We start from the raw sequence: 24,118 nt of genomic DNA, 5'->3' as shown, positions 1-24,118 counted from the left end.
TGGTGGCGGCATTTCAATCAAGTTGGCAGATTCTACCCAATTTAAGGGCAATAAGCATCATAAATTAGATGAGAGACTTGCCTAGGATTCTAATCAAGACAACTTCTTGCTTGGATTTGTCTTCCATTGGTTTAGCTAAGCGCTTCGCCAAACCAATACCACCAGCAGTAAACAGCGCTGCAGTTAAGATAACAATGCCCTCGCCCCCTTGAAGTAAGGGTTGTAACAAGAGTTGTCCAAAACCAGCACCAACCATCAACATGAAAAGCGGGATAAGATAAACAATAGCCGCAGACTGAAGTAGGCTTTTTTCTGGAAAGCCAATTTCTACGATCTGGCCTGCTTTAACTAAGCTTTGGGTTTTAAGCTGCCAAAACAAGGATTTATTGCCAACAGCCTTGGTCACAATACCCGTTCCGCAGCTTTTTTGAGATGAGCAGCTACTGCAACTAGTTTGTTGTTCGCAGCTCAGTTGAACAAAATATTGCTTACCTTTTTGTTCGACTGAGCTAACGGTTGCCAACGCAGTCATCATTGCGCTGGTGCCGGTTTATTGAACGTGACGGATTGAGCGATACGCTTGGCCGTTGCTGGCGGAATATCACCAACCACAGATATTTCTTTGTCGCCAATCACTAAGCTGTGCAAGGTTCTTCGCCCTTGGCGTACCAGCTGTCCTTTCAATGAATGTTCGTCTTTATCGGCGATATAAACCGAAAAGCTAAATAATCCATCACTGAAAAGCTGGCTTTCAACCATTTTCTCGGTCGCAGCCATTTGGTAACGGCTGAGTTCTTTCGATTTAAATCCTTCTGGCACCCACGAGGCTTGCCAGTCGGTCTCACTCACCAAGCCTTCTGGCAATGACAAAACCTTCGGCAATTTAGCTTGATTCAAGCCGCCCATTGCTTCTGCAATTTTATCGTTCACGACATAAGAGATAGTGCGGTACTGCTCAAGCACTTCGCCATCACGATCCAAAAGATCGGCACGCAAAGGAAGGTTGGTTTTCTCGTCGACCCAAACCACATAAGAGTATCGAAGGCCGTCTTTCGGCACGACGCGTAATACTTGCGTGGTACTGCCCGCCTCACGAGAACGCCCAACTTTTACAAAATCGTAGTATTGGTTGAGAGAATCGATATCTCGATTAATCATCGGAATGACAGGTGCAACCATGCTGCCAGACTGAATAGTAAATGGCTCTGTACCCGGTTCGATGTAGCTAACTTCATTACCACGTCGAATAACCTCACGAACAGGGCCGCTTAGATAAACAAGGTGTGCAAGTTGTTGGTCGTCATTAACTGCATGACGATAAAGCAGAGGTTCAATACTGCTCTTCTTTATCAATATGTAGGAGAGTTCGTAATTTAGATGCTGACTGGCCTCGTTCATTTGATGTAACAAGGCCCTTGCAGTGGTTTCCTCTGCAAAGGCTGTTGGAGACATCAAGCTGAACAGTGTCAGTGCACTGACCAGGATTTTCTTCATTCAATATCCGATTCTAGGTGTGCATCTTCCATTGGCGATGCATCACTGTTTAATCTTAGTTGTAGCTCATAATCTTCTAACAATGCATGAACGCGTTTGCGTTGCTCTTGCATGTTAGCTTCAGATGCAGGTCTCTCAACAGAGTCACGCGTTAAGCTTACTGGTTCCGCAGAACCTGCAAATGGAATCGTCTGGAGTACAGGCAACTGCTCTGGAGCTGCGGGATCGCTGCCGCCGTATTGCTGAACACCTAATACAACTGCTAATGAAACACACGCTGCCACGGCAACTTGTCCAAACTGTTGTAACCACGCAGGAAGCTGACGCTTCGCTTGCTGAGGTTTAGGCTGCTCTTCTATCGGAGCAACAATAGGTTCAACATTCACTTGGTGCAGGTTCGACATTGAACCATGTGCAGGCTCATCATCAAGCGCTGCCGCTACACTGTTAGCAATGTTCCACTCTGGAGTTTCTGGCGCATCCCCACGCATAACATCACCAATTAAATGGTAACTCTGCCAGGTATCCATGCTTTCTTGATCAGATTCGAGATCTACTATGAGAGCTTTATCGATCGTTTCACCATCCATGAGTGCCGAAAGCTTTTCTTTATCAGCCATTATTTTCACCATAATTATTACAAGTTCTAGCGTTGTAAAAGAGGTTTAATTTTCTTTTCTACCGCTTCACGAGCTCGGAAAATACGCGAACGTACGGTTCCTACAGGGCAATCCATTACTTCTGCAATCTCTTCGTAGCTCAAACCTTCGAGCTCACGCAACGTCATTGCAGTTTTTAAGTCTTCGGGTAGCGCTTCAATCGCTCCAAAAACAACTTGTTTCAATTCGTTTGACAGCGTTAAGTTCTCAGGGTTCGATATTTCTTTTAACGCGCTGCCTGTTTCGTAATATTCTGCATCTTCTGCATCTACATCTGTTGCTGGCGGCCTGCGGCTCTGGGCAACAATATGATTTTTAGCGGTGTTCACGGCAATTCGGTACAACCATGTATAGAAAGCACTCTCACCACGAAAGTTAGGTATCGCGCGGTAAGCTTTAATAAAAGCTTCTTGTGCTACATCAGGTACATCACCGGAATTATTCACGTATCGAGAGATAAGATTACAAACTTTGTTTTGATACTTAACCACTAATAAGTTAAATGCCTGCTTATCTCCACTCTGAACTCGCTCAATCAACACTTGATCGGTTAGCTGCTCGTTCATTCGAGCGGGTACTCCTATTGTTATAACCCTTACCTTCACAGATATGGGTACTAATTATGCGAAATGTAGTATTGACACCACCGTCTACAAGAGCACTATTGTGACTAAGCCAAATACCGAAAGTTCCAACTTTCCTAAAATTATTTGCCATTATTGTTTCACAATGTGATGTAATAAAAATAGTTATCCCTATCAATTTGGGGAAACTTGAGCAAAAGCAATGGTATTGAGCAATTAAATATTTCTAGATAGCTGTCTATATATTGATTTTGTGTCGTGTTTTAGGATGACTAGGGAAAGATTATAACAGTCTTACCCAAACTCCTAAAACAAGACGAAGTCAATTGAGCATGGACAACTCGACTATAGCCCGGGATTTAATAAGTTTTATGAACGCAAACCGTGAACATCAGTGTGATGTATTAGTGGTAGGAAGTGGTGCGGCAGGCTTGTCATTAGCCTTACGCGTAGCAGAACATGCAAAAGTAATTGTATTAAGCAAAGGACCACGCAGCGAAGGATCGACGTATTACGCACAAGGTGGTATTGCGGCGGTGTTCGATGAATCGGACAGTATTGAGTCTCATGTAGAAGATACTCAAATTGCTGGGGCTGGGTTATGCGAAGAAGATACAGTTCAATTCATTGCTGAAAATGCTAAAGAGTGTGTGCAATGGCTGATTGATGGTGGTGTTCCATTTGATAAAGATGAGAACAGCACAGAAGGCCAACCAAAATATCACCTCACTCGTGAGGGCGGCCACAGTCACCGCAGAATTCTGCACGCTGCCGATGCAACTGGCATGGCGATGCAAACCTCACTGCAAGATAACGTCAAAAATCACCCAAATATCGAGATCTTCGAGCGTCATAATGCGCTGGATTTAATCACCGAAGATAAGATAGGTGGTTCGAAAGACAAGGTTATCGGTGCCTACATTTGGAACCGTAACCAAGAGCACGTTGAAACCGTGCGCGCTAAATTTGTTGTATTAGCAACAGGCGGCGCTTCAAAGGTTTACCAATACACCTCTAACCCAGATGTCTCTTCAGGTGATGGTATTGCTATCGCTTGGCGTGCGGGTTGTCGTGTCGCAAACCTTGAGTTCAACCAGTTCCACCCGACTTGCTTATTCCACCCAGAAGCGCGTAACTTCCTACTAACGGAAGCATTGCGTGGTGAAGGTGCCTATTTACGTCGCCCAGATGGCTCTCGCTTTATGAAGGACTTCGATGAGCGCGGTGAATTGGCTCCACGCGATGTGGTTGCTCGTGCGATTGACTTTGAAATGAAGCGCTTAGGTGCTGACTGCATGTATGTTGATATCAGCCACAAGCCTGAAGAATTCATCACTACGCATTTCCCAATGATCCATACTCGCTTGATGGATTTGGGGATTGATATGACCAAAGAACCGATTCCAATCGTACCGGCAGCTCACTACACTTGTGGTGGTGTCATGGTGAATAAGCAAGGTCAAACCGACTTAACTAACCTATATGCAATTGGCGAAGTGAGTTATACCGGCTTGCACGGTGCAAACCGTATGGCTTCAAACTCACTGCTTGAGTGTGTGGTATACGCGTGGGCAGCCGCAAAAGATATCGTTGAAAACATCGACCAATCTCAACTGTGCGCTGAACTTCCGGCATGGGATGAAAGCCAAGTCACCAACAGTGATGAAGAAGTGATCATTCAACACAACTGGCACGAGCTAAGACTGTTCATGTGGGATTACATGGGTATTGTTCGAACGGACAAACGCCTTGAACGTGCAATGCGCCGCATTCAGATGTTGCAGCAGGAAACTCATGAGTACTACAGCTACTTTAAGGTTTCAAATAACCTATTAGAACTGCGTAACTTACTACAAGTGGCTGAGTTGATGGTTCGCTGTGCAATGCAACGTAAAGAGAGCCGCGGCCTACACTACACGCTGGATTACCCAGAACTTGCTGAAGACAGCGGCCCAACCATTCTGACACCAGAGAAAAACCAGTCTTAATTTTTGGTCATGGAAAAAGACGACAGGGAGCCTAGCGCTCCCTTTCTTTTATCTTTGGTTCTTGTTTATCCAATGCTTTCGTTTATCAAACGGACTCGTTGTAAATGCGCCAAGAAGTGTCGATATTCACGTTCATTGCAACTATCTCGCCACAACAAGACTGAATATCCGCACTCAAACTGCAATTTAACGAAGAACTGCGCCCAGATATTATCAACGGACTTAAGTGTGTAGGCTTGTTCATTGAGTCGGATCTCGCCATCTTCTTTATAGTCAAAGCACCCATGTGCTGTATTCAAGATTACATGATTGGCTTTAAACAAACTGAACACTAAAGCTAAACAATAGAGGGCAACAGCGAGTGGAATAGAAGAGAAAACGATGAAAAACAAAAGGCACCCAAAAACAGTGCCTTTTGCAAATAATGCGGAATACGAAGGGTTAAGCTGAAGCTTAACGAACCTTGCTGAGGTTATGCGCGACAATTTTATCAACCATTGAAGCATGGCCTAGGTTTTCACTGCGTCCGTGTCCCATTACCCAAGTAAACAGGTCTGGGTCATCACACTCTAATAGAGAAACAAACTCACGCTGCTCCTGCTCTTGCAATGAATCAAAACACTCTTCGAAAAATGGCATGATAACTACGTCAAGTTCCAACATGCCACGACGGCAACCCCATTTAATTCGTGCTTTCTGCTCTGCAGTGTACATTGGCTATCCTCACCTATAATTTTTCTTTCTCGGAGTGTAACAAGTCATACGCTCTGCAACTACTATGTGAGTCACAGTCCCTATCTAAGCTCACAAAAAAACCTAAGCTGACAAAGAAACAGAACCGGATTAACATAGAGCCAAATAAAATTCTTAGGAAAGATAAAATGGATTGGAAAAACACATTTCAGCCGCTCGCTCATACGCAAAATGAATCGCTTCCAGAACTGATGATGACACACGTGTCAGATTGGAGCGCAATTACCATGATAGGCGATGACAAAAAGTCGTACCTGCAAGGTCAAGTAACGTGCGATGTCGTCACTCTTCCTAATGATGAATCCACGTTAGGCGCGCATTGTGATGCGAAAGGAAAGGTTTGGAGTATCTTTCGTTTGTTCCACCACAATGGTGGCTACGCTCTTATGCAGCCTAAGTCTGCGATTGAAATCGAGTTAGTTGAAATTAAAAAATACGCCGTATTCTCTAAGGTTGATATCGAGCAAACGTCTGACGTTGTTATCGGTGTCATGGGCGCGTCAGCTGATCAATACATTGACTCAATTTCAGAAAGCCAAGGTAAAGTGCGTGTAATCTCTGGTGGCACCGCTGTTCAAGTCTCTGACAACCGCTGGGCTCTACTTGTTACGCAAGAAGCAGCAGAAGCCTTGGTATCAAGCAGCACTGCAGAAAAAGTATCAGAAGCGCTTTGGCAGTATCATGAAATTCTTGATGCTCAGCCGAACCTATCGAAAGCAGAGCAAAACGAACACATCCCTCAAGCACTCAACCTGCAAGCGATTGGCGGTATCAGCTTTTCAAAAGGCTGTTACACAGGTCAAGAAACAGTTGCTCGTGCCAAGTACCGTGGCATGAACAAGCGTGAGATGCGCATTGTTTCAGGAACGAGTTCAGATGTATTGTCTCTAGAGAATACGATTGAACTAGAGCGCAGCGTAGGTGAGAACTGGCGCGGTGCAGGCCGACTATTAAACGTCTATCAATTTTCTGATAATCAGGCGATTGGTTTGATGGTGTTGCCAAACAACCTTGATGACGATGTTCAGCTTCGATTGACTGCGCAACCTGAGCAAATATGGAATATTCTGCCACTGCCTTACAGCCTTGACGAAGAGTAGCCACGTGGAAACACTGATTACACAATGGTTAGATCAACAGCAGGTGGACTATCGCCTGTTGGTGCAAAGCAAGCCAACCACCAGCATCGAAGAGACAGCGCAAGAACGAGGTATTAATGCCTCTCAAATGGTCAAGTGCATCCTGCTTAAGGATATGGAAAACCAGTATGCGTTGGCCTGTACTCCTGGCGATCGCTCTATCGATCCAAAGAAAGTACGCTCGGTACTGAATTGCCGTCGAATGACCTGCGTATCACTCGCTGATGTTGAAGCCATCACCGGCTTTAAAGCTGGATGTGTTGGGCCTATTGCTCTAAAGAGATACATGCCGATCATTTTTGATCCTTCCATTCAGAGCAACTCGACCGTTACCATTAGCTCGGGAGATCGAATGGCTGGCGTTGCGTTGGATCCCAATGATCTCATAGCACTATGTGCACCGATCGTCGCTGACATCAGTCGATGAACGTTTCGAACAGATCATGCTTCGCAAACTTCATTTTAATATTTCATTGAGTACATTTTTAGTGTGAACTTCGTCATAAGAAAAACATACTCACCTTAAATAGTTACTCAAAATAAAAGCATAAGTAGTCACAAGGTTGAATTTGCGTTATTGTGATTTTACTGACTAGCCTTTAAGCAAATCAGTACAAGTGAATCCACTGAGTAACATCAGTATCCACTTTTGTGTAATGCATCTGTGACTATTCGCCCGTTTTAGACGGGCTTTTTTTTGTTCAAAATTTACAATTTGATTACACAAACAAAAAAATACCGCCTATTCTTATACTTGTAACATTAGCACTGCTTAATACCGGACAGGAAAGTTCGTAGCAGTTCACTACTCAGTACTATTTTGGGGAGGAGCTCACGTAAAAATAGATATTTACTGAAGAAAGTGCTTAGAACAGCACAAATATCTAATTAACGTCAACTCTACTGCATATTACTCCATGCTTATCACAATAATTATCTCGGAGTTTTTCTATAATATGCAGGCTAGGTAAATATAAGGATAATTAAAAATGAGACTGTTTAAGCGCTATACACCGAGTATGATTGCTAAACATGTAAGTCGACTTTTCAAAGGACGAATCTACATTTACGGCGTAGGTAAATTTGAGTTTGATAACGGTAAACTCGTACTACCAGACCGAGCAGAGAAGCGTCACTTCCAAACCGTGAAAGAAATAAATAGTGAAATCATGAAACTGCGCTGCGCGTACGCATGATCTGATAGTCTAAAGAATTAAAAACAAAAAGGGTTGGCATTATGCCAACCCTTTTTTCGTGTCCGTGATGTCGTCAATTGCTATCAACTTTAGCTACTGACCATCAACAGCAATCCATCTCACGCGACTATCGGTGTGCTACGGGGCGCTTAGCTAAATCCGGAAGATTGCCCGACAACCCCAGCGCTCGCTTCATTATCTCATCTTTCGCACCCGGTAATTGACCAGCAAGCTTCATACCGATACCACGAATCAGCTTCTTAGCCGGATTATCGCCTTCAAACAGATCTTTAAAGCCCTGCATTGAAGCAATCATTTTCGCCGCCTCAGCTTTTCTCCAGCGCTCATAGCCACGAAGGTTGCGCTTGGTGCCAATATCCTCACCAGAAGCCCATAGCGTTAACAGCTCTTGCGCTAAGCTTGCAGCGTCTAATAGACCAAGGTTCACGCCTTGCCCTGCTAATGGGTGAATAGTATGAGCAGCATCCCCCACCAAAGCTACACGCTCTACCGCGAAATCTCGCGCATATCGCATACGCAGAGGGAAGGCAAAACGCTCACCAACCACTTCGCATAATCCAAGCTTTGAGTCGAACTCTGCCGTTAGCTGCTTATTAAAATCAGCATCCGACATTGATACAAGCTTCTCGGCACGATTAGGCTCCGTAGACCAAACTATCGAGCTCATATTCGTTGGTTGCATTGGCAGGAACGCCAATGGGCCTTGAGGTGTAAATATTTGACGAGCAACGCTATGGTGCTGCTCTGAGGTTTTGATGTTCGCGACAATCGCACTGTGGCCGTAATCCCAATGAGTTAATGGGATATCTTGTTGCTTGCGAACCCAAGAGTTTGCACCGTCAGCTCCAACAACTAACTTTGCTGTCAGCGCTTGGCCGTTGTCTAACGTTAGCCATGCTTCGCTCTCACCAATCGCCATCGTTTTACACGTTGCAGGCATGTATAGGCTGACATTATCTTGCTTCTTAACCTGATCAAGCAGCGCTAATTGGATTACGCGGTTTTCTACAATATGGCCTAGGTTAGGCTGTGCTAAGCGTGTTGAGTCAAACTCAATGCGAGCAAAGCTGTCTTGTTCCCACACTTCCATCGCTTGGTAGGGCGCAGCACGTCTTTGTTCGATACCTTGCCATGCGCCTAGATTGCGAAGAATCACTTCACTCGAGCGGCTCAATGCCGACACACGCACATCAGGCAATTCGCTAAGCCCTTCGCTAGGCGCTCTGCCTTCAATGACCGCAATTCTTAGATCGCTGTCTTTCAGTGCAGCCGCAAGCGCTAGGCCAACCATGCCACCGCCAACAATCGCGATATCAACACTTTGCATCATTATTTATTACCTTATCTTTCTACTAGGCCAAGCGTATGACGCAAAAGTGGACCTTTAAGTGGTGGGAGGTTATCAATTACGGCTAACCCAAGGTTTCGCCCAATACGAGCGGTCAAAAAATCGTTTGAGAACAGATGAACTAGGCTTGAAGTCAACGTAATCGTCGTGTCTCTGTCTTGTTCTCTGCGCTTTCTAAAGTTAACAAGACCTGTGTAACGACCTACATCATCCAATTGAGTACATAATTCTTCCGCCAAGGAAGCCACATCACGAATGCCAAGATTAAAACCTTGCCCCGCAATAGGGTGAAGTGTTTGAGCAGCATTGCCAACAATGGCAAATCGATGAGAGATATTTTGCTGTCGGTGGCGAAGAATCAGTGGGTAGCTCGCACGCTTGCCGACTTTCTCTAGTCGGCCAAGTCGCCAACCGAAGTCATTCTGTAACTGCTCAAGAAATTCGTTGTCGTTTAAGGCCACCACTTTTTGTGCTTGTTCCGGTGACAAACACCAAACTAGCGATAAACGGTTGTCGCTCATCGGTAACAGAGCAACTGGCCCATGATGAGTAAAACGCTCAAAGGCTCGACCTTGATGGGGCTCACTAGCAACGATATTGGCAATCACAGCGACTTGTTCAAAGTCATGCTCACTCAATGAGATATTGAGTTGCTGACAACAGGTTGAGATTGCACCGTCAGCAGCAACCAATAACTTAGTCGTGACGGTTTGCCCACTTGTCAGCTCAATCGTCGTTAACGATTCATCACGTTCAACGGTTCTAACAGACTCAGGGCAAAGCATCGTAATTGCAGCTTCTGATTCTAATTTCTGCTGATAGATCCGCCCAACATCCGCTAACTCCACCACGTAGCCGAGCGCATCAACAGCAAGATCTTCACTGTAGATGTCTGTCATCCCAGCATGACCTCGATCTGATACATGGATATCTTTAATTGGGGTCGCTACCGGAGCGATAGATTGCCAAAGGCGCAAAGAATCGAGGATCTGCACCGTGCCATAAGACAGAGCGATCGAACGAGAATCAAAGCCTGGGTGAGCTTGATGATCAACCTGATAAGGCTCTACTACCGCAATCGATAGAGAACCTTGACTGAGGTGATTCAGAGCAAGGGCTAAGGTCGCCCCCGCCATTGCGCCACCAGCAATTACAACATCATACTGAGCCATTATAACCTCAAACCGACAAGCGGATTAATGAATGGTTGGAGCCGCATCTTCAGATGGGCGAGCACCGAATTCAGCATGAATCGTTAGTGCACACGCTTTTACGTGTTCAATAACGTGCTCTAGAAGCTGCGCTTGCTCTTCCATATCATCGTCTTCGTCAATGCCTAGCTTTGCCATCTCTTCAAGATCAGCTAATGCTTCTTTGGTACCGTCAGACGCTTTATTCAATTGAGCGCCAACCAAGCCTAAACCAGAAATAAAGTGGTTGATCCAATCTGACACACCATCAGCCAAATCAAACAAGCTTGCGCTTGCGTCTTCATCAGGCAGCAACATAGACAGTTCCATGCCTGAACCTGTGATTTCGCTGGTCGTCACCTTTAATGTAGCTTCCGCTAACGTTAATGCGCGATCTGGCCACCCCATGCCTTCATTGGTGTAATCAAAGATAAGTGGTTGCCAGCTTTTATCTGCTAGGTTTAAGCCTCCGCTCAACATACCCGTTAATAAACCATGCATCTCAGCAGGGTTTACGGCTAGGCTTGCCGATTGAAGTTCAGTCGCAACCGTTAGGTAGTCAGGTAAAGTAGTTTCGCTCATCAGATAGCTCGCTCAGTTATTCTTTATATCGATAGTATAATCGTACCACTTCACCCCAATTCTGGTAAGCGTCGATCCTGAGCAATTGAAGGACGACTGACTACCAATTGTTCAATTTGCTGAATTACTGTGTGCTCAAGCTCTCATTTACAAACAGTCACTCTGAAAAGCTTGAATCTTAATAGCGGTTTACCTATAGTTTCTCCCTCAGAGGAGATTGCTTCCTCATCGGTACTTGCACTTTTTCTTTCTCAAAAAATGATAAAGAGCAACAGCCTTAAATAGTGCGTTAAAGAGTTCATCCATCATGAGTAATCAAGCGGTAGACGTTGAAATATTAGGAAAACTGACTCGAGTGAATTGTCCCCCAGGGCAAGAAGAGTCATTGATTGCAGCGGCGGCCGATCTTGATAATCGATTGAAAGAGATGGCTGAACGTACTAAGGTAACCAATGAAGTGAAGCTGCTAACAATCGCAGCTCTGAATATTTGTTATGAGCTACAAACCAAGAAGTTTGAAGCAAACGACGAACAAAACGCACTGACCGAGCGAATGGAACAGCTCACGACATCACTTTCAGATGTCCTCAGTAAAGTTAAGCACGGACAGCAATAGCGTACACAAAATTTACCCTGGAGTGTTTGTCAGAGGATTCACGTCCCCGAGCCGATAAGCAATCCCTAAGGGTTAGTACTTGAGTGCTATTGAGCATGCTCGGTCCGCCGAGAAGCCTACGGTAATCATTGCTGATCCGCCTTGAACTCGCTGGTTCAAGGGCCATCTATTCTCAACGGCACTTTGGGGTATCCCTTCTTATGAAGACGCTCACACGCAGCGAATTTCGCAAACAGATCCGTATCAAGCGCAATGCCTTATCTGGCGACCAACAAACTCAATCCGGTTTAGATTTAGTCCAGCAGTGTGCTCAGCTTGATGAAGTTCAATCTGCTCAGCATATTGCACTCTATATATCCATCGATGGCGAACTCGATACCCAGCCTTTAATTGAATGGTTATGGGCGCAAGGTAAGCAAACTTATTTACCAGTATTGCACCCCTTCTCTGCCGGACATCTGCTGTTTCTGCACTACTCGCCAAGCACACCGACGGCTTTGAATAAGTACGGAATCGTTGAACCTCAGCTCAATCAATTGCTCGTCAAACCATGCCAACAACTCGACCTTATTCTCACACCATTGGTGGGCTTTGACTCTCAGGGGCATCGCTTAGGCATGGGTGGTGGATATTACGATCGCACCTTGACTCGATGGTTCGAGACGGGCAATGGCGCAACACCTATTGGCCTTGCTCACGATTGCCAACATGTCGATCGTTTACCAATTGAAGGTTGGGACATTCCGTTACCTAAAATCGTGACTCCGAGTAAAACTTGGCAATGGGAAAACAACCATTAAAGCGCTATAATCGCGCCGCAAACGTTAACCTCGATATCCAAAAGTTACCTCAATATCTAAACGTTAACTTCATCATTACGCAAACGATTAATTCAAAGCGCAAGACCTTATTCAGGAGAATGGCATGACTCAAGATGAAATGAAAAAAGCAGCGGGCTGGGCAGCACTTCAATATGTTGAAGAAGGCAGCATTGTAGGTGTAGGTACTGGCTCAACAGTAAATCACTTCATCGACGCACTTGGCACAATGAAAGACAAAATCAAGGGTGCGGTTTCAAGCTCTGTAGCCTCTACTGAAAAACTAGAAGCGCTAGAAATCAAAGTATTCGAATGCAACGACGTATTCAAGCTAGACATCTATGTTGATGGCGCTGACGAGATTAACGGTTCTCGCGATATGATCAAAGGCGGCGGCGCTGCTTTGACTCGTGAAAAAATCGTAGCAGCTATCTCTGATAAGTTTATTTGTATCGTTGATGGTACCAAAGCAGTTGATGTGTTGGGTAAATTCCCACTGCCTGTTGAAGTTATCCCAATGGCGCGTTCATACGTAGCACGTGAACTCGTAAAACTTGGTGGTGACCCAGTTTACCGCGAAGGCTGCACAACCGATAACGGCAACGTGATCCTAGATGTGTACGGCATGGCGATCGAAAACCCAAAACAGCTAGAAGATATCATCAATGGTATCGCTGGCGTGGTAACGGTTGGTCTGTTCGCTCACCGTGGTGCTGATGTAGTTATCACTGGCACGCCTGAAGGTGCAAAAATCGAAGAATAAATAATAGAAGATTGAGTTTTTCTGTTACTTCATTACAGACGGTGCCCTAGGGCGCCGTTTTTTTTGCTTTATTGCTGTAAAATTATGTCTTATTCCGTAATTTTCTTACCCAAAACATTTTTTTTTTGTTACTTTATTGTTCAGAAGACGCACAGGGAAAACGTTTGTCTCCTAACAAAGTGGTGAATTTGTTCCCCTTTCAGCCATTTTGTAGCACGTGCGCCGCATTTGCCCAACCTTTCCATTTTAAGGACGAGAACAATGGCCAAAGTTTCACTGGAAAAAGAAAAAATAAAAATTCTACTTCTAGAAGGTCTTCACCCTTCTTCTGTAGAAGTACTGCAAGCCGCTGGTTACACAAATATTGAGTACCACAAAGGCTCACTACCTGAAGATGAACTTCTTGAAGCAGTTAAAGATGCTCACTTCATTGGTATCCGTTCTCGCACCAACATCTCCCAAGAAGTTATTGATGCGGCTGAAAAGCTGGTTGCAGTCGGTTGTTTCTGTATTGGTACTAACCAAGTCAACCTTCAAGCAGCAGCAAAGCGCGGTATCCCTGTTTTCAATGCACCGTTCTCAAACACTCGAAGTGTTGCTGAACTCGTTCTAGGTCAGGTTCTATTACTGCTTCGCGGTATCCCAGAGAAGAATGCTCTTGCTCACCGTGGTATCTGGAAAAAGAGTGCAGACAACTCTTACGAAGCTCGTGGTAAGCGTTTAGGTATTATTGGCTACGGTCACATCGGCACTCAGCTGGGTATTATTGCTGAAAACCTTGGTATGCGTGTTTACTTTTACGATATCGAAAACAAGCTGTCTCTAGGTAATGCCACTCAAGTTCATACTATGACCGAGTTGCTGAACAAGTGTGACGTGATCTCTTTACACGTACCTGAAACCAATGAAACTAAAGACATGATGGGTAAAGAAGAGTTCGAGCGTATGAAGCCTGGCTCTATCTTTATCAATGCAGCTCGTGGCACGGTAGTTGACATCCCTGCTCTGTGTGGCGCTCTGGATTCTGGTCACCTGTCTGGTGCGGCTATTGATGTTTTCCCAACAGAACCAAAAACCAATGCAGACCCGTTTGAGTCTCCATTAATGCAGTTCGATAACGTGATTCTAACGCCTCATGTGGGTGGTTCAACTCAAGAAGCACAAGAGAACATCGGAGTTGAAGTTGCTGGCAAACTAGCGAAATACTCTGATAACGGCTCTACGCTATCAAGTGTTAACTTCCCAGAGGTATCACTGCCATTGCATACGGGCACATCTCGCTTGCTACACATTCACGAAAACCGCCCAGGTATCCTAACTCAGATCAACACCATCTTCGCAGAAGAAGGGATCAACATCGCGGGTCAGTACCTACAGACTGCAGCAGATATGGGTTATGTTGTGATCGATGTAGAAGCCGATCGCTCTGAAGAAGCACTGCTTAAACTGAAAGAGATCGAAGGCACAATCCGTGCTCGTCTTCTTCACTAATCATCGCACTAAAAATGCATAAAAAAGGCTCTCATCATGAGAGCCTTTCTAGTATTTGGCCTATCGTAGGTAATTAGATCACCATGATCCAAAAGCCTCTATAGCGCTATCTTATTCTTCGATCTGATAGATCACATTGACACGATCACGAATGGTGATCGTTGAGTCTTCATAAGAGTTCGATTCTGTTCTTGCATCCATCGCCATTGAACGCATTAGCACTGGCTGAGAAGATTGTGCGTTGTAATCAACACGCCAAACATCACCTAGCTCACGCTCAAAACCACTCGCTAATGATTTAGCTTTTGATGTCGCATCTTTGATCGCTTCTAAGCGTGCTTGCTCTTGATACTTAGCTTGGTCACGAACTTGCAGCTGGATATTATCGATTTGGTTAATACCCTGTCCTATTGCAATATCCATGTACTCATTGAGATTAGCGAGCTCATTCACTTGAACGCTCACATTGCGTGAAGCGCGGTAGCCAACCAATTCTGGTTTGCCATCTTTTGGATAATGGTACTGAGGAGATAGGTACAGATTAGAGCTGTGTACGCTCGCCTCATCTACGCCGGCTTGGTGCAGCTTATTTAGAAAGCCCGTTACCACTTTATCAACAGTACTTTTAGCCTGTTCAGCCGTCATCGTTGACTCTACCACTCTCACTGAGAATGTCGCCATATCTGGTGTCGCGATGACTTCACCATAACCTGTTGTTGAAATATGCGGAAAGGATGGAGAGTCAGCCAGTGATGGAAAGCTCACAGCACTCAACGCAGCAGTAAGAGTAAGAGTAAGAGTAAGAGACGTTGCTAACATCTTTGGTACAAACTTCATTAGGTAGACCTATGCTAAACAAATGTCCTTCCATCATAGAGTAATTTGTCGTTTAGCCAATCCTGATTGTGCACATCTAACAGAACTTTGACGCTGAAAAAACCGACAACTTACTGAGGTAAATGATTGTGAGCAAAACTTAATATCGCTTGGGATACCTCTTTTAGCACCCCGCTCTCAAGCTGCCAATGGTGCCAATAGATGCGATAAGACAGCAGAAAGCCAGGGGTAATATCAATCAGAGCACCAGACTCTAGTTCCTCGATAATCTGCAATCGAGGAATCAAGCAATAGGCAACACCCGATAATGCCAAGCGCACAAATGCTTCTGAACTGCCGACCGTATGATTGATCACACTGTCTCTCGGTACGTTAAAATGGTCATGCAGAAACTTCTTATGCAGATCATCGTATTGATCATAAGAAACCGCAGGCGCTTTGCTTAAGGTGGCGTAGTTTACGCCCTCTGAAAAGTAACGCTGATGAAAATCAGGGCTCGCCACACACACATAATCCATCCTACCGAGGTAGTCTGCACTGCACCCAGGAATCGCTTGAGGTTCCAAACTGATCGCACCGGCAACCTCACCGCTTTTAATTTTTTCAATGGTTCTAGACTCACCATGAATCGCGAGGTTCAACTCGACTTGACGAGACTTCATCACATCCGACAGTGCAGGTAACAACCATGTCGCCAAACTATCAGCGTTGGTGGCTATGGATATCGATAGTGGTTGAGTACCCTCTTCATTCATTAACTCAGGCACAAGCTCGTGCTCTAACAAGCGAACACGACGATACAAACCCAACAGCTTTTTTCCTGCTGGTGTAGGTCTTGGTGGGTTTTCTCTCACCAGCGCAGGCTGGGCTAACCACTTTTCTAGCTGCTTGATACGTTGGGACACCGCTGATTGGGAGATGTATAACTGCTCAGCGGCTCTCTCAAAGCTACGTTGTTTCACAACGGCATCCAGTGCTTCAATCCATTTATAATCCAATCCACGCATCAATTTGCTTCCTTTTTAAGCTAACCCAACACCACATTAGCAACTCTAATAATAGATTAAAATCATTAATTATACTTATTTAAAGGGTCGGAGTATCTTCGCCACATAGCACGTAAATATCGTTAATTAAGTGGAGGTTAAAATGAGTTTTTGGGTTTTATTACAAGGTTTTGGTCTAGGGGCAAGTATGATAATCCCGATAGGCGCACAAAATGCGTACGTCCTAAATCAAGGCATAAAACGCAATCATCATTTAACGACTGCAACGATTTGTAGCCTGCTCGATACCCTGTTTATCTCATTGGGTATTTTTGGTGGCGGAGCAATTCTGTCTAAAAATGAATTGCTGCTTACCTCTGTGACATTGGGTGGTATCGCATTCCTAACCGTTTATGGTTTATTGTCACTGCGCAGTGCGTTCAGAACGGGCACCAGTGACGAATCAAAGGGAGAGATATTGGCTCGTGGCAAGCGCACCGTTGTTTTAGGTGCATTGGCAGTAACCGTATTAAACCCGCATCTTTATTTAGATACTGTAGTGATTCTTGGATCCATAGGCGGGCAGTTTGAAGGCAACGATAGAATAGCTTTTGCTATGGGGACTATCTTAGCTTCATTCGTGTGGTTTTACTCTTTGTCATTAGGCGCTGCAAAGCTAGGCCCAACGCTATCGAAACCCAAAGTTAAGAAAGGCATCGATATCGCGGTAGCAACCATGATGTTCGCTATTGCCCTTGTGCTCGCCAATGGACTCATTGAGCAATACGGGTAAACCTATTCTTCTTTAGTCATCAAACAAACTTTACTCATCCAACAAAAAAGGCGAATAACCTAAGTTATCCGCCTTTCCTTATAAAAGCTTATAGCTATAAAAACTAACTAGAAATTAAGCTTCAACTTTATTCATGTGTACATCCATTTGCGGGAATGGGATTTCGATACCTTCGTTATCCAAGCCTTCTTTGATAGCTTGCATAAGGTCGAAATAAACATTCCAGTAGTCAGCAGTACTAACCCATGGACGAACAACAAAATTAACTGAAGAATCAGCTAGCGTGTGAACACCTACTTGAACACCTGGATCTTTCAATACGCGCTCATCAGATTCACAGATCTTAGTCAGTAGCGCTTTTGTCTTCTGAAGATCAGCGTTGTAAGAAACACCAATCATTAGATCAATACGGCGCGTCGCATGACGAGAATAGTTAGTGATTGGGCTACCGATAACGCTTCCGTTAGGTACTACAACCATTTTGTTGTCTGGTGTTGTTAAAACAGTTTGGAAGATCTGAATTGAATCAACTGAACCCGCTACACCACCAATTTCCACGTAGTCACCAGACTTGAATGGACGGAATGCAACGATAAGTACACCCGCTGCAAAGTTAGATAGTGAGCCTTGCAGCGCAAGACCAACGGCTAAACCAGCCGCACCAATAACAGCAACTACAGATGCAGTTTGAACGCCTAAACGACCAAGTGCAGCGATAAGAACAATAACAAACAATAAGTAACGAACTAAACCGTGGATAAATTCCACAACAGCTCGGTCCATCTTCTTCTTCTCAAGAACCTTAGATACGCTATTCGCGACTGCTTTAACAATCAAGTTACCAATAAATAGAATTATCAGTGCAGAGATAATGTTTACACCGTATTGGATAAATAGATCTGAATTATTTGTTAACCACTGCTCGGCCTGAGATAAACCATCCACAATTGGAGTCTCAAGCGCTGTCGAACTATCAGCCATAATGTGCATCCTCTATATAATATGCTATGAGCTAAACTGTCTTAAGCCAAACTTACTTTTACAATAATAAACAGTTTAACTCCTGTTAAGTCACTGTGTTAAAAGTAAATTAAAGCCAAGTCCTTTTTATAAACTGAACCAGGTCCAGTTTTTCGGCACGATATCCTATCTTTGACCGATTGCAAAGTCATATTTATGTAAGCTTTTGAATTAATAAAACTTACCAATAAACGCAAATACCGATAACTAAAAGACTACGAAATTTATTCACCGTAGGCTAGGTTTTTCACATATTTAATACAAGTTTTTATCAGACATAAAAAAACCCGCTCAATGAGCGGGTTTTTAAAACTTAAAGAGTACTTAATTCAAAGAATTATAGTACGTCTACAGCGTTAAGGTCAGCGAATGCTTTCTCAAGACGAGTAACCATTGAAGACTGAGCAGCACGTAGCCATACGCGTGGATCGTAGTACTTCTTGTTTGGCGCAGCTTCGCCAGTTGGGTTACCGATTTGACCTTGTAGGAAATCGAAGTTATCAGCAGAGTACTGACGGATACCATCCCAAGTTGCCCACTGTGTATCAGTATCGATGTTCATTTTGATAACACCGTAGCCGATAGACTCTTGGATTTCTGCTTCAGAAGAACCAGAACCACCGTGGAATACGAAGTTTAGAGCGTTAGGTGCAATACCGAACTTCTCTGCACAGTATGCTTGAGAGTCACGTAGGATAGTTGGAGTAAGTACAACGTTACCAGCTTGGTAAACACCGTGTACGTTACCGAAAGATGCAGCGATAGTGAAACGTGGGCTAACAGCCATTAGCTTCTCGTATGCGTATGCTACGTCTTCTGGAGAAGTGTAAAGCTCAGATGCGTCCATATCAGAGTTATCAACGCCGTCTTCTTCACCACCAGTACAACCAAGTTCGATCTCGATTGTCATGTCCATTTTAGCCATGCGAGCTAGGTAAGTAGCACATGTTTCGATGTTCTCTTCTAGAGACTCTTCAGAAAGGTCTAGCATGTGAGAAGAGAATAGAGGCTTACCAGTTTGTGCGAAGAACTCTTCACCAGCGTCTAGTAGACCGTCGATCCATGGTAGAAGTTTCTTAGCAGCGTGGTCAGTATGCAGGATAACTGGAACACCGTAAGACTCAGCGACAGCGTGTACGTATTTTGCACCAGCTACAGCACCAAGAACTTGTGCGCCTTGACCTTCAAGTTTAACGCCTTTACCTGCGAAGAATGCAGCGCCGCCGTTAGAGAACTGAACAACAACTGGAGACTTAACTTTAGCAGCCGCTTCTAGTACTGCGTTAATAGAGTCAGTACCAACAACGTTTACTGCAGGAAGAGCAAATTTGTTTTCTTTTGCTACTTCAAATACTTTCTGTACGTCATCGCCAGAAATTACACCAGGTTTTACAAAATCGAAGATCTTAGACATGGAAATAGTCCTATTTATTCTATTCGTTTTAAGATAAAAAACTTAAGTTTAAAAATTTGCAATCGTTTGCTCACAACTTCCGCTATTCTAGCAAATAAGTGTGATATGCAGCAAACGTTAAAAGGCGAGATTCGTATCTCGCCTTTCTAAATCAATTACGCTTTAGCACGCTCTTCAAGCATTGCTACTGCAGGAAGTACTTTACCTTCAACAAACTCAAGGAAAGCACCGCCACCAGTAGAGATGTAAGAAACATCTGCTTTGATACCGAACTTGTCGATAGCCGCTAGCGTGTCACCACCGCCTGCTACTGAGAAACCTTCAGAGTCAGCGATTGCTTTAGAGATACCAGCAGTACCCGCTTCGAAGTTTTTGAATTCGAATACGCCTACAGGGCCGTTCCAAAGAATAGTTTTCGCGTTGCCGATGATTTCAGCTAGAGCTGCAGTTGAATCAGGGCCAAGGTCGAAGATCATGTCGTCGTCTTGAACTTCAGAAACGTGCTTAATTTCAGCTTCTGCGTTTTCGTCGAATGCTTTAGCACATGCAACGTCAGTCGCTACAGGGATAGCACACTCTTTCATTAGTTTCTGAGCCGTTTCAACTAGGTCAGCTTCGTATAGAGACTTACCTACGTTGTGGCCTTCAGCAGCGATGAACGTGTTCGCGATACCACCACCAACAACAAGTTGGTCAGCGATTTTAGAAAGAGATTCTAGAACGGTTAGTTTAGTAGAAACTTTAGAACCACCAACGATAGCCACTAGTGGGCGAGCTGGGTTGTCCATTGCTTTACCAAGCGCTTCAAGCTCAGCAGCTAGAAGAGGACCAGCACATGCTACAGGAGCGTAAGTACCCACACCGTGTGTAGACGCTTGAGCACGGTGAGCTGTACCGAATGCATCCATTACGAAGATGTCACATAGTGCAGCGTATTGCTTAGAAAGAGCTTCTTCGTTCTTCTTCTCGCCTTTGTTAAAGCGAACGTTTTCAAGAACAGTTAGTTCACCAGCGTTTAGCTCAAGACCATTTACGTAATCTTTCGCTAGTTTAACGTCACAGTCTAGTGCGTCGTTTAGGTAGTTAACTACAGGAGCTAGAGAGAACTCTTCGTTGTACTCGCCTTCAGTAGGACGACCAAGGTGAGAAGTAACCATAACTTTTGCGCCAGCTTCTAGGCAAAGTTTGATAGTTGGTAGAGATGCTAGGATACGTGCATCTGAAGTTACTTTACCGTCTTTTACTGGTACGTTTAGGTCAGCACGGATGAATACGCGTTTACCTGCAAGTTCCAGGTCAGTCATCTTGATCACAGACATGATTTGTCCTCTCAAATTTAAATAAAAATAAAGTTTTGGAAACTCAGCAACCCTGCTAAGCCTATAAATTATTCAACTGGTAATGCTTTAACTGCTAATAATATGTGGACACTTAGTATTTATTTCAAGCTAAAAAATAAATAATCCACACATTTGCTTCTAGGTCTTACTTCTTGCCTTCTGAAGCTTGCATTGCAAGAACCGTATCCAGCATTCGGTTCGCAAAGCCCCATTCATTGTCACACCACACCAGCATTTTCACTAAGGTGCCATTGCTCACTCGAGTTTGTGAACCATCAACGATTGCGCTATGGGGATCGTGATTAAAGTCGATGGAAACGAGCGGCGCTTCAGTATAGTCAACTATATTGTGTAATGTACACTGGGAAGCATTAACAATGGTTTGATTTACGTCATTAACTTTCACATTTGTATTAATTGTGACACTTAAATCCATCGCAGTGACGTTTACCGTCGGCACACGCACAGATATCGCTTCGAACTTGTTAGAAAATTTCGGGAAGATTCTTTCAATACCTTTATGCAATTTAGTGTCGACAGGAATGATAGATTGGCTTGCTGCTCGAGTACGACGCAAGTCGCTATGGTATGCATCAATAACTTGCTGATCATTCATTGAAGAGTGAATGGTCGTAATGGTACCTGACTCAATACCAAAGGCATCATCAAGTACTTTAATGATAGGGACAATACAGTTAGTGGTGCATGAACCATTGGAAACGATTCGGTGGTCAGCTTCGATAGTATCGTGATTTACACCATAGATAATGGTGTTATCAAGGTCGTTAGCACCAGGGTGTGAAAACAGTACCTTTTTAGCTCCAGCAGCGATGTGCGCTAGGCCATCATCTCGGCAACCGTAAACACCGGTACAATCGAGAACAATATCGACTTCAAGATCACGCCAAGGCAACAGTTCAATATCAGCCAGGTGTAAGATACGAATGGTATCAAACTCGCCTTTATCTTCAGCACCAATGCCATGATGAACATAAATGTGCTCTTGATCATTAGAGATTTTCTTGCCGAAGCGGCCGTGACTGGTGTCATACTGCAATAGGTGAGCCATAGCGTCAGGCTGAGCAAGCTCATTGACCGCTACTACTTTGATTTGTTGGCTTTTGCCACTTTCATAGACAGCGCGCAATACATTACGCCCTATTCGTCCAAATCCGTTTATCGCGACTTTTAGCATAGTTCCGTACATCTAACCAAAATTTCGTGCAACAGATGATAACTGAATCCTACTCAAAGCGCATTAGTTGAATACTAAAGCTGTCATAACTTCAAAACTTTAAATATAAAAAGACGCCACCAACTATAACGTTGATAGCGTTACTATTTATGTATAAGAGACAACAAGCTTGTTGCCATCAGCGTTATCGGAAGTAGCCCGTGCTTTTAACTTGGGTTAGTTGATAGTGCACTTGGTGACTCACCAGTTCTTTCACTCATAAGATCAGCCACAAATTGAGCTCTTGAGCCCAAAATAATTTGCAGGCCACTTGAACCTACTTTTATGACCCCCATAGCACCTAGGTCTTTGATTCCTTGCTCATTCACATGAGCCTGATCTTTAATCTGTAAACGCAATCTCGTAATACATGCTCCTATCGAAGTAATGTTAGCGGCACCACCAATCAAGATTGTGATTTCACTAGCTAAATCTTCATTGTCCAAAATGATCGCCTTACTTTGAGTATCCTCACGTCCTACTGTTTTCAAATTGAACTTTCGAATAGCAAAACGGAAAACCGTGTAATAAATAGCGGCCATAGTTAGCCCCCAAAGAATCACATTGATCCAGTTAGTTTTGAACCCATCCATCGCGGGAAGAACACCAAAAGACACGAAATCAATAATGCCGGCTGAGAAGGTTTTACCAATATGAACATCCAACGCATAAGTCACCGCGTAAGACACCCCTGCCATGATTGCAGAAAAAACATAAAGTAAAGGTGCGACAAAGATAAAAGCAAATTCAACGGGTTCTGTTATACCTGTAACAAACGAAGTAAGAGCAGCAGAGCCTAAAATACCTGCTGCAATTTTTTTATTTTTATCATTCGCTTCATGATACATAGCTAAACATGCAGCAGGGAAAGCAAACATGTAGATAGCAAAATTACCCGATAGGAATTTTCCTGCTTCTTGGTATTCACTGGTTGAGAACGTTTTTACTCCATCTTCAAGCATTTTAAACCAAATGGTATGATCGCCATTTACAATGGTCCCCGCGGCAGTTGTGTACTCACCGAAAGAAAACCAATAAGGGCTATAAAAAATATGATGGAGACCAACTGGAATTAAAGCGCGCTCCATAAATCCGTAGATGAAAGTTGATACGTACATGTTTCCGCCATTCGCCATATGCGATAGCGCATCAATACCTGATTGAATATATGACCAAATATGGGGTAAAACTAAACCAATTAGGAATGCAGAAAACGCAGTCACAATCGGTACAAAGCGTTTACCGGCAAAGAAACCAAGGAAATCAGGCAGCTTAGTATCATAGAAACGTTGATACATAACGGCTGCGAGGATACCTGCAATGAGTCCGCCAAAGACACCTGTTTGCAATGAAGGAATACCCATCACCATTGCATAACGGCCACCTCCCATCGCCATCTCAGGTGTAATGCCGAGCGCCACCCCCATTGTCGCATTCATCACGACCATGGCGACAATCGCGGCTAAAGCGGCAATCCCTGACTCCTTAGTCAAACCAACCGCGGCTCCTACCGCAAACAGTAAGGCTAAGTTATCAAATATAACGCCACCAGCACGCATCATTAGGGGGATGTCGAGCTTAGCACCGAAGGCAAGTAATAACCCCGCTGCGGGTAATATAGATATGGGCAACATCAATGCTTTACCAATTAAGGAAAGCTTAGATAAGCCGCTTTTAAAACTATCTAGCATAATAAAGTCCTTTAATATCGTTAGAATACCAACGAACTTTATCAAGCTAATTGAATCTCAAGGTTACAAATAGCAAGTAGTTTGTAACTCGTTTTTTACAATAGACCTAGGCTGGAAAATGTCGAAGGTACATAGTAATTTCTAGCTAGACATTTAAAGTC

25 protein-coding genes and 1 other RNA gene are annotated in these 24,118 nt (G+C 44.1%); 10 read left to right on the top strand and 16 right to left on the bottom strand.

The window, feature by feature from the left end; genetic code table 11:
* Positions 1–64: 64 nt before the first annotated feature.
* Genes AB6E08_RS05045 through rpoE form a run of 4 tightly spaced genes read right to left on the bottom strand, consistent with a single transcriptional unit; the run spans position 65 to position 2,719 of the window.
* Positions 65–535 (bottom strand): SoxR reducing system RseC family protein, encoded by a 471-nt coding sequence (locus AB6E08_RS05045; protein ID WP_009847654.1) that lies wholly within the window; start codon positions 533–535, stop codon positions 65–67.
* Positions 532–1,494, bottom strand: a complete 963-nt coding sequence (rseB, locus tag AB6E08_RS05040) for a sigma-E factor regulatory protein RseB (protein ID WP_017100745.1) — start codon at positions 1,492–1,494, stop codon at positions 532–534. Before rseB ends, AB6E08_RS05045 begins: the two co-directional genes overlap by 4 nt.
* Positions 1,491–2,114, bottom strand: a complete 624-nt coding sequence (locus AB6E08_RS05035) for a sigma-E factor negative regulatory protein (RefSeq protein ID WP_029223850.1) — start codon at positions 2,112–2,114, stop codon at positions 1,491–1,493. Before AB6E08_RS05035 ends, rseB begins: the two co-directional genes overlap by 4 nt.
* Before the next feature lie 26 nt (positions 2,115–2,140).
* Entirely contained in the window at positions 2,141–2,719 is a 579-nt protein-coding gene (rpoE, locus tag AB6E08_RS05030; RefSeq protein ID WP_004735377.1) for an RNA polymerase sigma factor RpoE, read from the bottom strand.
* A 389-nt stretch (positions 2,720–3,108) separates the two neighbouring features.
* On the opposite strand from rpoE, the gene nadB reads away from it, so the two are divergent.
* Positions 3,109–4,725 (top strand): L-aspartate oxidase, encoded by a 1,617-nt coding sequence (gene nadB, locus AB6E08_RS05025; RefSeq protein WP_012604791.1) that lies wholly within the window; start codon positions 3,109–3,111, stop codon positions 4,723–4,725.
* 65 nt (positions 4,726–4,790) lie between these two features.
* On the opposite strand, the gene AB6E08_RS05020 is transcribed toward nadB, so the two are convergent.
* Together AB6E08_RS05020 and AB6E08_RS05015 are read right to left on the bottom strand one after the other, a co-directional pair.
* Positions 4,791–5,231 carry a protein YgfX gene (locus AB6E08_RS05020; RefSeq protein ID WP_372065069.1) on the bottom strand — a complete coding sequence of 147 codons (441 nt, stop codon included), beginning with the start codon at positions 5,229–5,231 and terminating at the stop codon, positions 4,791–4,793.
* Positions 5,179–5,439 carry a succinate dehydrogenase assembly factor 2 gene (locus AB6E08_RS05015; RefSeq protein ID WP_004735374.1) on the bottom strand — a complete coding sequence of 87 codons (261 nt, stop codon included), beginning with the start codon at positions 5,437–5,439 and terminating at the stop codon, positions 5,179–5,181. The genes AB6E08_RS05020 and AB6E08_RS05015 overlap by 53 nt, the downstream gene beginning before the upstream one ends.
* A gap of 167 nt (positions 5,440–5,606) precedes the next feature.
* On the opposite strand from AB6E08_RS05015, the gene ygfZ reads away from it, so the two are divergent.
* The 3 genes from ygfZ (at position 5,607) to AB6E08_RS05000 (ending at position 7,813) form a co-directional block, all read left to right on the top strand.
* Positions 5,607–6,578 (top strand): tRNA-modifying protein YgfZ, encoded by a 972-nt coding sequence (gene ygfZ, locus AB6E08_RS05010; protein ID WP_372065066.1) that lies wholly within the window; start codon positions 5,607–5,609, stop codon positions 6,576–6,578.
* 4 nt (positions 6,579–6,582) lie between these two features.
* Positions 6,583–7,044, top strand: coding sequence for an aminoacyl-tRNA deacylase (locus AB6E08_RS05005; protein ID WP_372065063.1), 462 nt, complete (start codon positions 6,583–6,585; stop codon positions 7,042–7,044).
* 562 nt (positions 7,045–7,606) lie between these two features.
* On the top strand, positions 7,607–7,813 hold the full coding sequence (locus AB6E08_RS05000; RefSeq protein WP_009847660.1) for a DUF1107 domain-containing protein: 207 nt from the start codon (positions 7,607–7,609) through the stop codon (positions 7,811–7,813).
* Between the two features lie 127 nt (positions 7,814–7,940).
* Here AB6E08_RS05000 and AB6E08_RS04995 read toward each other — a convergent pair whose 3' ends face one another.
* Genes AB6E08_RS04995 through AB6E08_RS04985 form a run of 3 tightly spaced genes read right to left on the bottom strand, consistent with a single transcriptional unit; the run spans position 7,941 to position 10,954 of the window.
* Positions 7,941–9,164, bottom strand: a complete 1,224-nt coding sequence (locus tag AB6E08_RS04995) for an FAD-dependent 2-octaprenylphenol hydroxylase (protein ID WP_372045626.1) — start codon at positions 9,162–9,164, stop codon at positions 7,941–7,943.
* A gap of 11 nt (positions 9,165–9,175) precedes the next feature.
* Positions 9,176–10,354, bottom strand: a complete 1,179-nt coding sequence (gene ubiH, locus AB6E08_RS04990) for a 2-octaprenyl-6-methoxyphenyl hydroxylase (protein ID WP_017097291.1) — start codon at positions 10,352–10,354, stop codon at positions 9,176–9,178.
* A 24-nt stretch (positions 10,355–10,378) separates the two neighbouring features.
* Complete coding sequence (locus tag AB6E08_RS04985; RefSeq protein ID WP_004735367.1) at positions 10,379–10,954, bottom strand: YecA family protein; 576 nt, start codon at positions 10,952–10,954, stop codon at positions 10,379–10,381.
* A 307-nt stretch (positions 10,955–11,261) separates the two neighbouring features.
* Between AB6E08_RS04985 and zapA the strand changes: the two genes are divergently transcribed.
* From zapA to serA, 5 genes are all read left to right on the top strand, one after another.
* Positions 11,262–11,570, top strand: a complete 309-nt coding sequence (zapA, locus tag AB6E08_RS04980) for a cell division protein ZapA (protein ID WP_004735366.1) — start codon at positions 11,262–11,264, stop codon at positions 11,568–11,570.
* An 11-nt stretch (positions 11,571–11,581) separates the two neighbouring features.
* A non-coding RNA gene (gene ssrS, locus AB6E08_RS04975) (6S RNA) lies at positions 11,582–11,764 on the top strand.
* Between the two features lie 6 nt (positions 11,765–11,770).
* Positions 11,771–12,370: a 5-formyltetrahydrofolate cyclo-ligase gene (locus tag AB6E08_RS04970; protein ID WP_102582627.1), complete on the top strand. Its 600-nt coding sequence runs from the start codon at positions 11,771–11,773 to the stop codon at positions 12,368–12,370.
* Positions 12,371–12,494: 124 nt separating this feature from the next.
* A complete protein-coding gene (rpiA, locus tag AB6E08_RS04965; RefSeq protein WP_009847664.1) occupies positions 12,495–13,151 on the top strand; it encodes a ribose-5-phosphate isomerase RpiA in 657 nt (218 codons plus the stop codon).
* 261 nt (positions 13,152–13,412) lie between these two features.
* Positions 13,413–14,642, top strand: a complete 1,230-nt coding sequence (serA, locus tag AB6E08_RS04960; protein WP_017097288.1) for a phosphoglycerate dehydrogenase — start codon at positions 13,413–13,415, stop codon at positions 14,640–14,642.
* A gap of 111 nt (positions 14,643–14,753) precedes the next feature.
* On the opposite strand, the gene AB6E08_RS04955 is transcribed toward serA, so the two are convergent.
* Together AB6E08_RS04955 and AB6E08_RS04950 are read right to left on the bottom strand one after the other, a co-directional pair.
* Positions 14,754–15,479 carry an oxidative stress defense protein gene (locus AB6E08_RS04955; RefSeq protein WP_372065057.1) on the bottom strand — a complete coding sequence of 242 codons (726 nt, stop codon included), beginning with the start codon at positions 15,477–15,479 and terminating at the stop codon, positions 14,754–14,756.
* A gap of 110 nt (positions 15,480–15,589) precedes the next feature.
* Positions 15,590–16,486 (bottom strand): LysR family transcriptional regulator ArgP, encoded by an 897-nt coding sequence (locus AB6E08_RS04950; RefSeq protein ID WP_009847668.1) that lies wholly within the window; start codon positions 16,484–16,486, stop codon positions 15,590–15,592.
* A gap of 142 nt (positions 16,487–16,628) precedes the next feature.
* Here AB6E08_RS04950 and AB6E08_RS04945 point away from each other — a divergent pair, with 142 nt between their 5' ends.
* Positions 16,629–17,258 (top strand): LysE/ArgO family amino acid transporter, encoded by a 630-nt coding sequence (locus AB6E08_RS04945; RefSeq protein WP_017100739.1) that lies wholly within the window; start codon positions 16,629–16,631, stop codon positions 17,256–17,258.
* Between the two features lie 114 nt (positions 17,259–17,372).
* On the opposite strand, the gene mscS is transcribed toward AB6E08_RS04945, so the two are convergent.
* From mscS to AB6E08_RS04920, 5 genes are all read right to left on the bottom strand, one after another.
* Positions 17,373–18,239: a small-conductance mechanosensitive channel MscS gene (gene mscS / locus AB6E08_RS04940; protein WP_009847670.1), complete on the bottom strand. Its 867-nt coding sequence runs from the start codon at positions 18,237–18,239 to the stop codon at positions 17,373–17,375.
* Between the two features lie 376 nt (positions 18,240–18,615).
* Complete coding sequence (fbaA, locus tag AB6E08_RS04935; protein ID WP_009847671.1) at positions 18,616–19,692, bottom strand: class II fructose-bisphosphate aldolase; 1,077 nt, start codon at positions 19,690–19,692, stop codon at positions 18,616–18,618.
* Positions 19,693–19,847: 155 nt separating this feature from the next.
* Positions 19,848–21,011, bottom strand: coding sequence for a phosphoglycerate kinase (locus AB6E08_RS04930; RefSeq protein ID WP_009847672.1), 1,164 nt, complete (start codon positions 21,009–21,011; stop codon positions 19,848–19,850).
* 166 nt (positions 21,012–21,177) lie between these two features.
* On the bottom strand, positions 21,178–22,227 hold the full coding sequence (epd, locus tag AB6E08_RS04925; RefSeq protein WP_029222970.1) for an erythrose-4-phosphate dehydrogenase: 1,050 nt from the start codon (positions 22,225–22,227) through the stop codon (positions 21,178–21,180).
* A gap of 206 nt (positions 22,228–22,433) precedes the next feature.
* Positions 22,434–23,957: a PTS transporter subunit EIIC gene (locus AB6E08_RS04920; protein ID WP_029225452.1), complete on the bottom strand. Its 1,524-nt coding sequence runs from the start codon at positions 23,955–23,957 to the stop codon at positions 22,434–22,436.
* Between the last annotated feature and the right edge of the window lie 161 nt (positions 23,958–24,118).

This window comes from Vibrio sp. 10N.247.310.24 (genome assembly GCF_041467175.1).
Classification (GTDB): domain Bacteria; phylum Pseudomonadota; class Gammaproteobacteria; order Enterobacterales; family Vibrionaceae; genus Vibrio; species Vibrio tasmaniensis_A.
This window is presented reverse-complemented; position numbering and strand designations above follow the sequence as displayed.

Excerpts from the sequence above, each read along its gene's own strand:
- AB6E08_RS05045 (WP_009847654.1), bottom strand. The coding sequence starts at position 535 with ATGATGACTGCGTTGGCAACCGTTAGCTCAGTCGAACAAAAAGGTAAG.
- rseB (WP_017100745.1), bottom strand. The coding sequence starts at position 1,494 with ATGAAGAAAATCCTGGTCAGTGCACTGACACTGTTCAGCTTGATGTCT.
- AB6E08_RS05035 (WP_029223850.1), bottom strand. The coding sequence starts at position 2,114 with ATGGCTGATAAAGAAAAGCTTTCGGCACTCATGGATGGTGAAACGATC.
- rpoE (WP_004735377.1), bottom strand. The coding sequence starts at position 2,719 with ATGAACGAGCAGCTAACCGATCAAGTGTTGATTGAGCGAGTTCAGAGT.
- nadB (WP_012604791.1), top strand. The coding sequence starts at position 3,109 with ATGAACGCAAACCGTGAACATCAGTGTGATGTATTAGTGGTAGGAAGT.
- AB6E08_RS05020 (WP_372065069.1), bottom strand. The coding sequence starts at position 5,231 with ATGCTTCAATGGTTGATAAAATTGTCGCGCATAACCTCAGCAAGGTTC.
- AB6E08_RS05015 (WP_004735374.1), bottom strand. The coding sequence starts at position 5,439 with ATGTACACTGCAGAGCAGAAAGCACGAATTAAATGGGGTTGCCGTCGT.
- ygfZ (WP_372065066.1), top strand. The coding sequence starts at position 5,607 with ATGGATTGGAAAAACACATTTCAGCCGCTCGCTCATACGCAAAATGAA.
- AB6E08_RS05000 (WP_009847660.1), top strand. The coding sequence starts at position 7,607 with ATGAGACTGTTTAAGCGCTATACACCGAGTATGATTGCTAAACATGTA.
- AB6E08_RS04995 (WP_372045626.1), bottom strand. The coding sequence starts at position 9,164 with ATGATGCAAAGTGTTGATATCGCGATTGTTGGCGGTGGCATGGTTGGC.
- ubiH (WP_017097291.1), bottom strand. The coding sequence starts at position 10,354 with ATGGCTCAGTATGATGTTGTAATTGCTGGTGGCGCAATGGCGGGGGCG.
- AB6E08_RS04985 (WP_004735367.1), bottom strand. The coding sequence starts at position 10,954 with ATGAGCGAAACTACTTTACCTGACTACCTAACGGTTGCGACTGAACTT.
- zapA (WP_004735366.1), top strand. The coding sequence starts at position 11,262 with ATGAGTAATCAAGCGGTAGACGTTGAAATATTAGGAAAACTGACTCGA.
- AB6E08_RS04970 (WP_102582627.1), top strand. The coding sequence starts at position 11,771 with ATGAAGACGCTCACACGCAGCGAATTTCGCAAACAGATCCGTATCAAG.
- rpiA (WP_009847664.1), top strand. The coding sequence starts at position 12,495 with ATGACTCAAGATGAAATGAAAAAAGCAGCGGGCTGGGCAGCACTTCAA.
- serA (WP_017097288.1), top strand. The coding sequence starts at position 13,413 with ATGGCCAAAGTTTCACTGGAAAAAGAAAAAATAAAAATTCTACTTCTA.
- AB6E08_RS04955 (WP_372065057.1), bottom strand. The coding sequence starts at position 15,479 with ATGAAGTTTGTACCAAAGATGTTAGCAACGTCTCTTACTCTTACTCTT.
- AB6E08_RS04950 (WP_009847668.1), bottom strand. The coding sequence starts at position 16,486 with ATGCGTGGATTGGATTATAAATGGATTGAAGCACTGGATGCCGTTGTG.
- AB6E08_RS04945 (WP_017100739.1), top strand. The coding sequence starts at position 16,629 with ATGAGTTTTTGGGTTTTATTACAAGGTTTTGGTCTAGGGGCAAGTATG.
- mscS (WP_009847670.1), bottom strand. The coding sequence starts at position 18,239 with ATGGCTGATAGTTCGACAGCGCTTGAGACTCCAATTGTGGATGGTTTA.
- fbaA (WP_009847671.1), bottom strand. The coding sequence starts at position 19,692 with ATGTCTAAGATCTTCGATTTTGTAAAACCTGGTGTAATTTCTGGCGAT.
- AB6E08_RS04930 (WP_009847672.1), bottom strand. The coding sequence starts at position 21,011 with ATGTCTGTGATCAAGATGACTGACCTGGAACTTGCAGGTAAACGCGTA.
- epd (WP_029222970.1), bottom strand. The coding sequence starts at position 22,227 with ATGCTAAAAGTCGCGATAAACGGATTTGGACGAATAGGGCGTAATGTA.
- AB6E08_RS04920 (WP_029225452.1), bottom strand. The coding sequence starts at position 23,957 with ATGCTAGATAGTTTTAAAAGCGGCTTATCTAAGCTTTCCTTAATTGGT.